The sequence below is a fragment of the Microlunatus aurantiacus genome, from assembly GCF_039536605.1.
In the GTDB taxonomy this organism is placed as follows: Bacteria; Actinomycetota; Actinomycetes; order Propionibacteriales; family Propionibacteriaceae; genus Microlunatus; species Microlunatus aurantiacus.
Genome location: NZ_BAAAYX010000002.1, coordinates 283,656 through 294,977 on the forward strand (window position 1 = coordinate 283,656; position 11,322 = coordinate 294,977).

General features: G+C 70.3%; 11 protein-coding genes. 6 read left to right on the top strand and 5 right to left on the bottom strand.

Annotation, left to right across the window (positions count from 1 at the left end):
- The first annotated feature begins 135 nt into the window (after positions 1 to 135).
- A complete protein-coding gene (locus ABD714_RS01495) occupies positions 136 to 1,818 on the top strand; it encodes an ABC-F family ATP-binding cassette domain-containing protein (protein WP_344810489.1) in 1,683 nt (560 codons plus the stop codon).
- 118 nt (positions 1,819 to 1,936) lie between these two features.
- Here ABD714_RS01495 and ABD714_RS01500 read toward each other — a convergent pair whose 3' ends face one another.
- Both ABD714_RS01500 and ABD714_RS01505 read right to left on the bottom strand, forming a co-directional pair.
- A complete protein-coding gene (locus ABD714_RS01500; RefSeq protein WP_344810490.1) occupies positions 1,937 to 2,365 on the bottom strand; it encodes an SRPBCC family protein in 429 nt (142 codons plus the stop codon).
- A gap of 220 nt (positions 2,366 to 2,585) precedes the next feature.
- Complete coding sequence (locus ABD714_RS01505; protein WP_344810491.1) at positions 2,586 to 3,869, bottom strand: citrate synthase; 1,284 nt, start codon at positions 3,867 to 3,869, stop codon at positions 2,586 to 2,588.
- Between the two features lie 300 nt (positions 3,870 to 4,169).
- Here ABD714_RS01505 and rplM point away from each other — a divergent pair, with 300 nt between their 5' ends.
- From rplM to glmM, 3 genes are all read left to right on the top strand, one after another.
- Positions 4,170 to 4,613 carry a 50S ribosomal protein L13 gene (gene rplM / locus ABD714_RS01510; RefSeq protein ID WP_344810492.1) on the top strand — a complete coding sequence of 148 codons (444 nt, stop codon included), beginning with the start codon at positions 4,170 to 4,172 and terminating at the stop codon, positions 4,611 to 4,613.
- A gap of 72 nt (positions 4,614 to 4,685) precedes the next feature.
- Positions 4,686 to 5,204, top strand: coding sequence for a 30S ribosomal protein S9 (gene rpsI, locus ABD714_RS01515; RefSeq protein ID WP_344810493.1), 519 nt, complete (start codon positions 4,686 to 4,688; stop codon positions 5,202 to 5,204).
- Positions 5,205 to 5,223: 19 nt separating this feature from the next.
- The gene (glmM, locus tag ABD714_RS01520) at positions 5,224 to 6,576 is read left to right on the top strand and encodes a phosphoglucosamine mutase (RefSeq protein WP_344810494.1); all 1,353 of its coding nucleotides are present in this window, start codon (positions 5,224 to 5,226) and stop codon (positions 6,574 to 6,576) included.
- A gap of 436 nt (positions 6,577 to 7,012) precedes the next feature.
- Here the strand turns inward: glmM and ABD714_RS01525 are convergent, their stop codons facing one another.
- The 3 genes from ABD714_RS01525 to coaA all read right to left on the bottom strand — a co-directional run bounded on the left by ABD714_RS01525 (position 7,013) and on the right by coaA (position 8,895).
- Positions 7,013 to 7,234: a three-helix bundle dimerization domain-containing protein gene (locus ABD714_RS01525; protein ID WP_344810495.1), complete on the bottom strand. Its 222-nt coding sequence runs from the start codon at positions 7,232 to 7,234 to the stop codon at positions 7,013 to 7,015.
- 177 nt (positions 7,235 to 7,411) lie between these two features.
- Positions 7,412 to 7,597: a hypothetical protein gene (locus ABD714_RS01530; RefSeq protein WP_344810496.1), complete on the bottom strand. Its 186-nt coding sequence runs from the start codon at positions 7,595 to 7,597 to the stop codon at positions 7,412 to 7,414.
- Positions 7,598 to 7,938: 341 nt separating this feature from the next.
- Positions 7,939 to 8,895, bottom strand: a complete 957-nt coding sequence (gene coaA, locus ABD714_RS01535) for a type I pantothenate kinase (protein WP_344810497.1) — start codon at positions 8,893 to 8,895, stop codon at positions 7,939 to 7,941.
- Between the two features lie 156 nt (positions 8,896 to 9,051).
- On the opposite strand from coaA, the gene glmS reads away from it, so the two are divergent.
- Positions 9,052 to 10,896: a glutamine--fructose-6-phosphate transaminase (isomerizing) gene (gene glmS / locus ABD714_RS01540; protein WP_344810498.1), complete on the top strand. Its 1,845-nt coding sequence runs from the start codon at positions 9,052 to 9,054 to the stop codon at positions 10,894 to 10,896.
- 73 nt (positions 10,897 to 10,969) lie between these two features.
- Entirely contained in the window at positions 10,970 to 11,320 is a 351-nt protein-coding gene (locus ABD714_RS01545; protein WP_344810499.1) for a holo-ACP synthase, read from the top strand.
- Positions 11,321 to 11,322 lie beyond the last annotated feature (2 nt).

Below are 11,322 nucleotides of genomic sequence, written 5' to 3' on the forward strand. Positions count from 1 at the left end.
TCTCCGCCGTACGCTCACGCACGTGCAGCAGCTGCCGCGTCGGTGCACCACGGCGTGCGTCAGCGACCGGGGAGGGGGGACCGACCGGCAAAAGCCGGTGAGCCGGACGGCCCGGGCGGGCTAGAGTCCCGGGCCATGGGGCACGTGGATCTGAGTGGCGTGTCCTACGCGCTCCCGGACGGCCGGATGCTGCTGGACGACATCTCCTTCCGGGTCGGGGACGGGGCCGTGGTCGCCCTGGTGGGTCCGAACGGGGCCGGCAAGACGACGCTGCTGAAGATCGTCGCCGGCGACCTGGTGCCGAACGAGGGGACCATCTCCCGCAGTGGCGGGTTGGGCGTGATGCGCCAGTTCATCGGCAGCATCCGGGACACCACCACGGTGCGGGACCTGCTCTTCTCCCTCAGCCCGCCCCGGCTCCGGGAGGCGGTGGCCACCGTCGACCGGCTCGAGCTGGAGCTGATGAGCGACGACACCGAGCCCGTCCAGCTCGCGTACGCGCAGGCGCTGGCCGACTACGCCGACGCGGGCGGCTACTCGGCCGAGGTGACCTTCGACACCTGCTGCGTGGCCGCGCTCGGGGTCGGCTTCGAGCGGGTGAAGTGGCGGGAGCTGTCGACGCTGTCCGGCGGCGAGCAGAAGCGTCTCGCGCTGGAGGCGCTGCTGCGCGGACCCGATGAGGTGCTGCTCCTCGACGAGCCGGACAACTACCTGGACGTGCCGGGCAAGCGGTGGCTGGAGGATCAGCTGCGGAGCACCCCGAAGACGGTGCTGCTGGTCAGCCACGACCGCGAGCTGCTGGCCGAGGCGGCGACGGCGATCGCGTCCCTGGAGCTTGGGGCGGTGGGCAACTCGCTCTGGGTGCACGGCGGCGGGTTCACCACCTTCGCCGCCGCGCGAGAAGACCGGTTCGCCCGCTTCGCCGAGCTGCGTCGGCGCTGGGACGAGAAGCACGTCCAGCTGAAGACCCTGGTGCAGACCCTCAAGATCAAGGCCGCGTACAACGACGGGATGGCCGGCCGCTACCAGGCGGCCTGCACCCGGCTGGCGAAGTTCGAGGAGGTCGGACCGCCGCAGGAGGTGCCACCCGAGCAGCAGGTGTCGATGCGGCTGCGCGGCGGACGGACCGGCAAGCGGGCGATCGTGGTCAGCGACCTGGAGCTGACCGGTCTGATGAAGCCGTTCGACGCGGAGATCTGGTTCGGCGACCGGGTGGCGGTGCTCGGCTCCAACGGGTCCGGCAAGTCCCACTTCCTGCGGTTGCTGGCCCGGGGCGGGTCCAATCCCGACGTCGAGCACCGGCCGGTCGAGTCGCTGGACGTCGCCCCGGTCGCGCACACCGGGTCGGCCCGGCTGGGCGCCCGCGTCCGGCCGGGGTGGTTCGCCCAGACCCACCACCACCCGGAGCTGACGGGTCGCACGCTGCTGGAGATCCTGCACCGCGGCGACGAGCACCGGGACGGGATGGGGCAGGAGCAGGCCGCCCGGCGACTCGACCGCTACGAGCTGGCGCACGCCGCCGAGCAGCGGTTCGAACAGCTGTCCGGTGGCCAGCAGGCGCGGATGCAGATCCTGCTGCTGGAGCTGTCCGGAGCCACCCTGCTGCTGCTGGACGAGCCGACCGACAACCTCGACATCTCCTCCGCCGAGGCGCTGGAGCACGGGCTCTCGCTGTTCGAGGGGACCGTGGTCGCGGTCACGCACGACCGCTGGTTCGCCCGCTCGTTCGACCGGTTCCTGGTCTTCGGGTCCGACGGAGGCGTCTACGAGGCCGACGAGCCGGTGTGGGACGAGGGCCGGGTGCAGCGCGCCCGCTGACCGGCCTGCTCGCCGTGACCTGCCGATCTCCGTGGGAAGGAGCAGACACACCCCGGAAGGGCGTCGGATCGTGTATCTGCTCCTTCTCGACGTCGGGTGGCGACCTGTGGACCAGGGGTCAGGTGAGGCGGAGGGCGCTGCGCAGGCTGTCGGTCACGACCTTCGTGCCGAGCAGCGGCAGCAGTGCGCCGATCAGCTTGCCCTTGAGGTTCTTGCCGTGACGTTCGAGCCGGACGCCGACCAGGGTGCCGTTCTCGACCGGGGTCAGCCGGTAGTCCCAGCGACTGCCCTCGGCCCAGACGTTGGAGTCGGTGGTGCGGGCGGTGACGGTGCCCGTCGCCTCGTCCCAGTCGTACGTCACCCGCTCCCAGGTGGTGTCGTTGCCTTCGGTCACGTCCGCGTGCCCGTCGCCGGCCTGGTGCACGACGAGCCGGGACAGGTCGACCCCCGGCCACGCCTCGGCCCGGCTGGGGCCGAAGTCGGTGATCACGCGCAGCGCCTCGGCGGGGGAGAGCGGCGAGCTCACTTCGACGCTGACCACAGGCATGGTGGGACCTCTCGGATGGTGGGTCGCGTGTCCAGGACCCCGTTGGTACGGCCTGGGTCGTACGGCCTGCTGGCGCTCTCCACGAGCGAGTGCGCTGTCGCGAAGCCTAGGACCGCGGGGCGGGGAGCGCGGCGGCAGGGTCACCTACCGCCGGAGACCCCACAGCCGCCCGCCCCCGAGGGGACGAGCGGCTGCGTGGGACGAGCTGGGTGAGCCGGGCTCAGCGGCGGTGCATGGGCACGAAGTCGCGGTTGCGGGCTCCGGTGTAGATCTGCTTCGGCCGGGCGATCTTCTGGTCCTTGTCCTGGACCAGCTCCGACCACTGCGCCAGCCACCCCGGGGTGCGGCCGATGGCGAACAGCACGGTGAACATCTCCGGCGGGAACTGCAGGGCCTCGTAGATCAGACCGGAGTAGAAGTCGACGTTGGGGTAGAGCTTGCGCTTGATGAAGTACTCGTCCTCGAGCGCGATCTTCTCCAGCTCCTTGGCGATGGCCAGCAGGGGGTTGACCCCGGTCACCTCGAACACGTCGTCGCAGGCCTTCTTGATGATGGTGGCCCGCGGGTCGAAGTTCTTGTAGACCCGGTGGCCGAAGCCCATCAGCTTCTCCTTGCCCTCCTTCACCCCCTCGATGAAGCCGGGGATGTTGTCGACGGTGCCGATCCGCCGCAGCATCTTCAGCACCGCCTCGTTGGCGCCACCGTGCAGCGGTCCGTAGAGCGCGCCGACACCGGCGGCGACCGCTGAGTAGGGATCGACCTGGGAGGAGCCGACCGAGCGGACCGCGTTCGTCGAGCAGTTCTGCTCGTGGTCGGCGTGCAGGATGAACAGCACCTCGAGCGCCTTCACCAGCCGGGGGTCGGCCTGGTAGGTCGGCTCGCTCATCTTGAACAGCATGGCCAAGAAGTTGGCGGAGTAGGACAGCCGGTTGTCGGGGTAGACGTACGGCTTGCCCTGCTGGTGCCGGTAGACGAACGCGCCCAGGGTCGGCATCTTGGCGATCAGCCGGGTGATCTGCGCCTGCCGCACGTCCGGGTCGGCGATGGTGCCGGCGTCGGGGTAGAAGGTGGACAGCGCGCTGACCGAGGCCATCAGCATGCCCATCGGGTGGGCGTCGTAGCGGAAGCCCTCGATGAACTGCTTGCAGTTCTCGTGCAGGAAGGTGTGGTAGGTGACGTCGTGCGTCCACTGGTCAAGCTGCGGCTGGGTGGGGAGCTCCCCGTGCAGCAGCAGGTAGGCCACCTCGAGGAAGGTGGAGTGCTCGGCCAGCTGGTCGATCGGGTAGCCCCGGTACTCGAGGATGCCCTTGTCGCCATCGATGTAGGTGATGGCGCTGCGACACGATGCCGTGTTCACGAAGCCGGGGTCGTAGGTGGCGATGCCGGGATCTTCCTCGCCGGCGGTGATCTGCTTCAGATCGGCGGCGCGAATGGTTCCGTCGGTGATCGCGAGCTCGTAGTCGCGGCCGGTCCGGTTATCGCGGATGCTGAGCGTATCCGTCATAGCCGTAACCTACGCGGGCCCAAGTTGCCGCTGCCAGTCGGGAGCGGGTGACCCCGCACACACGTCGACCCCTGTTCTGCCCTCGGGCCGCGGGTGTCGTGTCCCGGTTCAGGACGCCGTCTCGTCCACGGTCCCGAGCCGGAAGCCCCGTCGCGCTGGCTCACGCGAGGACGTTTTGACCCAGCCTGGGCCGGCGAGTAATCTTGGTCGCTGTTGTGCCTACGCATGCCCGCGGCAGTTGCCGTACGGGTCCGGGCGCGCATCAGATTTCGCACATCTCATGGAAGCTGGTCAACGACCGTGTCTACGTACAGCCCCAAGCCGGGTGACCTCACTCGTGACTGGATCGTCATCGACGCCGACGACATCGTCCTCGGTCGACTGGCGGTCACCGCGGCGACGCTGCTGCGTGGCAAGCACAAGCCGACCTACGCGCCGCACATGGACGGCGGCGACTTCGTCGTCATCGTCAACGCCTCGAAGATCGCCCTGACAGGCAACAAGCGCAACGACAAGCTGGCCTACCGCCACTCCGGTCGCCCGGGTGGCCTGAAGTCGATCAGCTACGGCGAGCTGCTGGACAACGACCCGCGCAAGGCCGTCGAGCTCGCGGTCTGGGGCATGCTCCCGAAGAACAAGCTGAGCCGGAAGCTCATCAAGAAGCTGAAGGTGTACTCGGGTCCGGAGCACCCGCACAGTGCTCAGCAGCCGAAGCCGTACGCCATCACCCAGATCGCCCAGTAGCCCGATCGACCAGCGGCCCGGTCGTCGTGATCGGGCTCTTGGAACCAGTGACCACAGCAAGGAATCGCATCAGTGTCTGACACCGTTACCGAGATCGCCGAGGACGAGGTCGTCCCCTTCACCGAGGGCGACCGCGAGATCGCCTACCGGTCCGAGGCCGCCGCCCAGGTGGGCCCCGGCGCCACGGGCCGCCCGGCCGTCGTCGCGCCCGCCGGCGCCACCGGCCGTCGCAAGGAGGCTGTCGCCCGGGTCCGGATCGCTCCCGGTAGCGGCCAGTGGACCATCAACGGTCGCACCCTGGAGGACTACTTCCCGAACAAGGTGCACCAGCAGATCGTCTCCGAGCCCTTCTCGACCGCTGCGGTCCCGGGCTCCTACGACGTCATCGCGCGGATCCACGGCGGCGGGGTGACCGGCCAGGCCGGCGCGCTGCGGCTGGGCATCGCCCGGGCGCTGAACTCCGTCGACGCCGAGGCCAGCCGCCCCGCCCTGAAGAAGGCCGGCATGCTGACCCGCGACGCACGCATCAAGGAGCGCAAGAAGGCTGGTCTGAAGAAGGCCCGCAAGGCTCCTCAGTACAGCAAGCGCTGATCGCAGGCGAGCCCTCACGATGGGTCGACTGTTCGGCACCGACGGTGTCCGGGGGGTCGCGAACGAGGCGTTGACGCCGGAGCTGGCTCTCGATCTCGCGCTGGCTGCCGCCCGCGTGCTCTCGGAGGCCGGCGAGTTCAGCGGTCACCGTCCGTTCGCGGTCGTCGGTCGCGACCCGCGGGCCTCGGGGGAGTTCCTCGAGGCGGCGGTGGTCGCGGGGCTGGCCAGCGCCGGGGTGGACGTGGTGCGGTTGGGCGTGCTGCCCACTCCCGGGGTCGCGTTCCTGACCGCGTCGACGGGCGCCGACTTCGGCGTGATGCTGTCGGCCAGTCACAACCCGATGCCGGACAACGGCATCAAGTTCTTCGCCCGTGGCGGCACCAAGCTCGACGACGCCCTCGAGGATGCGATCGAGGGTCGACTGGGCGAGCGCTGGTCCCGACCGACCGGTGCCGCCGTCGGCCGTGTCCGTGAGGACCTGGCCCTGACCGAGTCCTACATCGCCCACCTGGTGGGGAGCCTGGAGCACCCGGTCAGCCTCGAAGGCATCACCGTGGTGGTCGACTGCGCGAACGGGGCCGCTTACCAGACCGGGCCGGCGGCTTTCGAGTCGCAGGGAGCCACGGTGATCCGGATCCACGCGGAGCCCGACGGCACCAACATCAACGAGGACGCGGGCTCCACCCACATGGACGCCCTGCGCTCCGCGGTGATCGAGCACCACGCCGATCTCGGGATCGCCCTGGACGGGGACGCCGATCGCTGTCTCGCGGTGGACGCGACCGGTCGAACGGTGGACGGCGACCAGGTGCTGGCCGTCCTGGCCGGGGCCCTCAAGGAGTCCGGCCAGCTGGCCCAGGACACCGTGGTGGCCACCGTGATGAGCAACCTCGGTTTCCTCCGGGCCATGGAGGCGGAGGGGATCGCCGTCGAGCAGACGAAGGTCGGCGACCGCTACGTGCTGGAGAGCATGCACGCCCGCGGCTACTCCCTCGGTGGTGAGCAGTCGGGTCACGTGGTGCTGTTGAAGTGGGCGACCACCGGCGACGGCGTGCTGACCGGTCTGCACCTGATGAGCCGGATGGCCTCGACCGGCCGTTCGCTGGCCGACCTCGCCTCGGTGATGGTGCGGCTGCCGCAGGTGCTGGTCAACGTCCCCGGGGTGGACAAGGCTCGCGCCGACACCGACCCGGTGCTCGCCGCGGCCGTCGAGTCGGCGTCGAACGAGCTCGGTCGCACGGGGCGGGTGCTGCTGCGTCCGTCGGGCACCGAGTCCCTGGTCCGGGTGATGGTCGAGGCGGAGACCCTGGACCGGGCCGACGAGGTCGCTCGGCACCTGGCGGACGTCGTCCGCGAGCGGCTCGCCCTCTAGCTCGTCAGCACCGGGGTCCGGCCCGACGGCGCTCATTTCGACCCCCGGGCCACCACGTCGACCACCGGTCACGTATCGACCGAGCACGGACCGTTGAACCGATGACGTGCGTCGGGACCGATCACCCGGGAAGGTGATCGGTCCCGTACGTGCGCTGCGGTGTTCCACCGAGTCCCCCGACTCGCTCGGCCACCGAGATCTCCCTGCCACGTCTCCCACAGCGCCGGTGGGATGGCGGCCAGCCCCCGGCTGGGGCCGCCCCGACCACTGCGGATCGTGCGTTGCGCGGGTCCGTCCCGCATCGGTGGGTCGGCTGCGCAACCTGTCGCCGGCCCCGGGTGAACGGACTCGATGGTCTGGAGACAGCTCCGATCGGGCTGATACCGCCGACCGGAGGAGATCTCGCCGCCCCGCTCCGCCCGGCCGGCCGACCGCCTCAGACCCCGGTCAACCGGTCGACGGCCCGCTTCGTCGCCAGCACCGGCAGGTAGGTGGTGATCCGAGCCTGCCGCTCGAGCTCCCGGCGGGCGTCCTGCACCACTCGGGCGACCGTGGTCGGCTCGTGCAGCCCGTCGAACCTGAGGGTGAGGGCGTCCACCACCCGCTCGAACTGCCGCTCGAGGTCGGGGCTGTCGCCACCGGGATCGGTCTGGAGCACGTTTCGTCCTCGTCAGGGTGGGGATCACTGGTCCTGACAACGGTGTCGGCGCTGCCGACGCTACCCCGCACCCGGCCTCGAACGCCAATCTGGTGGGGCTCGAAGGAACTGACAGCGTGCTCACAGACGCTCGGGCGATCGGGTCGGTTCGGGTCGGCGAACCCGGCGGCGCCGCCCTCAGCGGTCCAGCAGACCGAGCAGGCTGGTGCCGAAGAGCAGCGCCAGGAGCAGCCCGAGCGCCCCCGCCACGACGGTGAGCGCGAGACTGAAGACGGCGGCGCCGAGAGCGGCGAAGAAGCCGAGCTTGATGGCCGCCCCGGCGGTGATGTCGAAGGGCCTGGATCCGTGACGGGGAGTGCTCATGGCCGCGAGAGTAGGGCCCGCGCATGTCCGGGCGTGACCGGTCCCGTCCCGGCAGCAGACCAGCGGGGTCGGTCCGGCCGCCGTCAGCGAGCGTCGGAGGGATGCGGCCCAACCCCCATCGGTGGGCCGCATCCGACCGTCGTGAATCCTGGCGTTGCGCGGGTCCGTCCCGCATCGCTCGGTCGGCTGCGCAACCTCTGGCCGGCCCCGGGTGAACGGACTCGATGGACAGGAGACCGGAGCCGGTGCCCTGATACGTCGGTGCCCGAGATCTCTGCTCGATCTTCCCGCCCAGCCGCCCACCCCAGCACCCGGCTCGGGGGGTGGTGCTGCGGCCTGGGTCAGACCTTGCGGATGCGGACCCACTCGACCCGGTGGTCGGGGCCCTTGCGCAGGATCGTGGTGGCCCGGCCGCGGGTGGGCAGGATGTTGGTGGCCAGGTTGGGGCCGTTGATGGTGTCCCACAGCGACTCCGCCCGGGCGACGGCCTCGTCGGGCGTGAGGTCGGCGAACCGGGAGAAGTACGAGCGCGGATCACGGAACGCCGTGTCCCGCAGGGAGAGGAACCGGGACACGTACCACCGGCGGACGTCGGACGGGTCGGCGTCGACGTAGACGGAGAAGTCGAAGAAGTCGCTGACCGCCAGCCCGGTGGTGCCGTCCGCGCGCACCCGGGCCGGTTGGAGCACGTTCAGACCCTCGACGATGAGGATGTCGGGACGCTGCACCTGCACCCGCGCGTCGGGCACGATGTCGTACACGAGGTGGCTGTAGACGGGGGCGCTGACCGCCTCCGCGCCTGACTTGACGTCCATCACGAAGCGGAGCAGGGCGCGGCGGTCGTAGGACTCCGGGAAACCCTTGCGGTGCATCAGGCCGCGACGCTCCAGCTCGGCGTTGGGGAACAGGAAGCCGTCAGTGGTGACCAGCTCGACCCGCGGGTGCTCGGGCCAGGCGGCCAGCAGCTCGCGGAGCAGGCGGGCGGTGGTCGACTTGCCGACGGCGACCGAGCCGGCGACCCCGATCACGAACGGGGTCCGGGCCGAGGAGAGCTGGAGGAAGCCGTTGGTGGCGGCGTGCAGCTCGCCGGTGTAGCGGACGTAGCGACTGAGCAACCCGGTCAGCGGCAGGTAGACCTCGCGGACGTCGGTCAGGCTCGTCGGGTCGCTCAGCCCCCGCAGCCGCAGCAGGGTGGCGGAGTCGAGGGTCATCGGGGCGGACGCCGCGAGCTCGGCCCAGTCGGCGCGACGCCGCTCGAGGTACGGCCCAGCGACGTGCCCGGTGTGGCCTGCTGTCACACCCGGAACCCTAGCGGTTCACCTGCCCGCCGCCTGCTGGTCGATCACGGCTGAGTGCGGGTTGCTCGCCTCGTCTCGACAGGCGGTCCCGGAGGCACGGTGAGGGGCTCGTCGAACAGCCCGATCAGGCGTCGGCGACGCCGTAGAGTGTCCGCCATGTGTGGAATCGTCGGATATGCGGGCCCCAAGTCGGCGGTGGACGTGGTGGTCGACGGGCTCCGACGACTGGAGTACCGGGGGTACGACTCGGCAGGGGTCTGCGTCGTCGCCGGTGGCCGACTGGCGCTGACCAAGCGGGCCGGCAAGCTGGCCAACCTGGAGAAGGCCTTGTCCGACGCCCCGCTGCCGGTCAGCGGCCTGGCCATCGGCCACACCCGGTGGGCCACGCACGGTGGTCCGACGGACACCAACGCCCACCCGCACGCGTCGGCCAACGGCCGGGTCGCGCTGGTGCACAACGGCATCATCGAGAACTTCGCGCAGCTGCGGGCCGAGCTCGCGGCCGACGGCATCGTCCCGGTGTCCCAGACCGACACCGAGATCGCCGCCCACCTGCTCGGGCAGGCGGTGACCACCGGAGTCGGGTTGACCGAGGCGCTGCGGATCGTCTGCAACCGGCTCGAGGGCGCGTTCACCTTGGTGGCGGTGGACGTCGACCAGCCGGACACCGTGGTGGCGGCTCGTCGCAACTCCCCCCTGGTGGTCGGCGTCGGGGAGGGGGAGAACTTCCTGGCCTCCGACGTGGCCGCGTTCATCGAGCACACGCGGGAGGCCATCGAGCTGGGCCAGGACCAGGTCGTGACGATCACGCCGACCTCGGTCGAGGTCATCACCTTCGACGGCGAGCCGGCCACCGTCCACCCCTACCACGTGTCCTGGGACCTCTCGGCCGCCGAGAAGGGTGGCTTCGACTGGTTCATGCGCAAGGAGATCTACGACCAGCCCAAGGCGGTGGCCGACACCCTGCTCGGCCGGCACGACGCCTCGGGGGCCCTGCGACTGGACGAGATCAGGATCGCGCCGGAGGAGCTGCGGGCCGTCGACAAGATCATCGTGATCGCCTGCGGCACGTCCTTCTACGCCGGCATGGTGGCCAAGTACGCGATCGAGCACTGGACCCGCATCCCGTGCGAGGTCGAGCTGGCCAGCGAGTTCCGCTACCGCGATCCGATCGTCGGACCGACCACCCTGGTGGTCAGCATCTCCCAGTCCGGGGAGACCGCCGACACGCTGATGGCCATCCGGCACGCACGGGAGCAGAAGGCGAAGGTGCTGGCCATCTGCAACACCAACGGCTCCACCATCCCGCGGGAGTCGGACGCGGTGATCTACACCCACGCCGGTCCTGAGATCGGGGTGGCCTCGACCAAGGGCTTCCTGACCCAGCTGGTGGCCTGCTACCTGCTCGGGCTCTACCTGGCGCAGGTGCGCGGCACCAAGTTCTCCGACGAGATCGCGCTGCTGATCGACGAGCTGGACAAGATCCCCGCAGCGATCGAGCGGCAGCTCGGCGACCTGGACGGGGTGCTGCAGCTGGCCGCCGACTTCGCGGACGCGCCCTCGGTGCTGTTCCTGGGTCGGCACGTGGGCTACCCGGTGGCGCTGGAGGGAGCACTGAAGCTCAAGGAGCTCGCCTACATCCACGCCGAGGGCTTCGCGGCCGGCGAGCTCAAGCACGGGCCGATCGCCCTGATCGAGGACCAGCTGCCCGTCTTCGTGGTCATGCCGCCCCCGGGTCGCGATCTCGTGCACGACAAGGTGATCTCCAACATCCAGGAGATCCGGGCCCGCGGGGCGCGGACGATCGTGCTGGCCGAGGAGGGCGATGAGGTCGCGGCTCCGTACGCGGACGTGATGATCACGCTGCCGAAGGTGCCGACCCTGCTGCAGCCCCTGGTGGCCATCGTGCCGCTGCAGGTGTTCGCCTGCGAGCTGGCCACCCGCAAGGGCCACGACGTCGACCAACCGCGCAACCTGGCCAAGTCCGTCACGGTCGAGTGAGTGCTGCGGCCGCGCCGCCGGTCGGTCCGGGTGCTGATCGTGCTCACCTCCCTCCCGTGACCAGCCCCGCGTCATGATCATCGGGATCGGCGTCGACGTCTGCGACGTCCGGCGCTTCGCCGAGGCGGTCGAGCGCCGGCCGCGGATGGTGGAGCGGCTGTTCACCCCGCTCGAGGCGGCGCACTCGATGGCGTCGCTCGCCGCCCGGTTCGCGGCCAAGGAGGCGCTGGCCAAGGCGCTCGGCGCACCGCCGGGGATGTCGTGGCACGATGCTGAGGTGCAGACCGACAGCGGCGGACGACCCTTTTTCGTGATCACCGGCACCGTCCAGGACCGGGCCCGGGCACTGGGCGTGCGCACCGTCCACCTGTCCTTGTCCCACGACGCCGGCATCGCGTCGGCGATGGTCGTCTGCGAGGGATAGTC

What these genes read in the sequence shown, in the direction of transcription:
- ABD714_RS01505 (WP_344810491.1), bottom strand. Translation starts at nt 3,869, where the DNA reads ATGACGGATACGCTCAGCATCCGCGATAACCGGACCGGCCGCGACTAC.
- ABD714_RS01500 (WP_344810490.1), bottom strand. Translation starts at nt 2,365, where the DNA reads ATGCCTGTGGTCAGCGTCGAAGTGAGCTCGCCGCTCTCCCCCGCCGAG.
- ABD714_RS01495 (WP_344810489.1), top strand. Translation starts at nt 136, where the DNA reads ATGGGGCACGTGGATCTGAGTGGCGTGTCCTACGCGCTCCCGGACGGC.
- ABD714_RS01530 (WP_344810496.1), bottom strand. Translation starts at nt 7,597, where the DNA reads ATGAGCACTCCCCGTCACGGATCCAGGCCCTTCGACATCACCGCCGGG.
- glmM (WP_344810494.1), top strand. Translation starts at nt 5,224, where the DNA reads ATGGGTCGACTGTTCGGCACCGACGGTGTCCGGGGGGTCGCGAACGAG.
- glmS (WP_344810498.1), top strand. Translation starts at nt 9,052, where the DNA reads ATGTGTGGAATCGTCGGATATGCGGGCCCCAAGTCGGCGGTGGACGTG.
- ABD714_RS01545 (WP_344810499.1), top strand. Translation starts at nt 10,970, where the DNA reads ATGATCATCGGGATCGGCGTCGACGTCTGCGACGTCCGGCGCTTCGCC.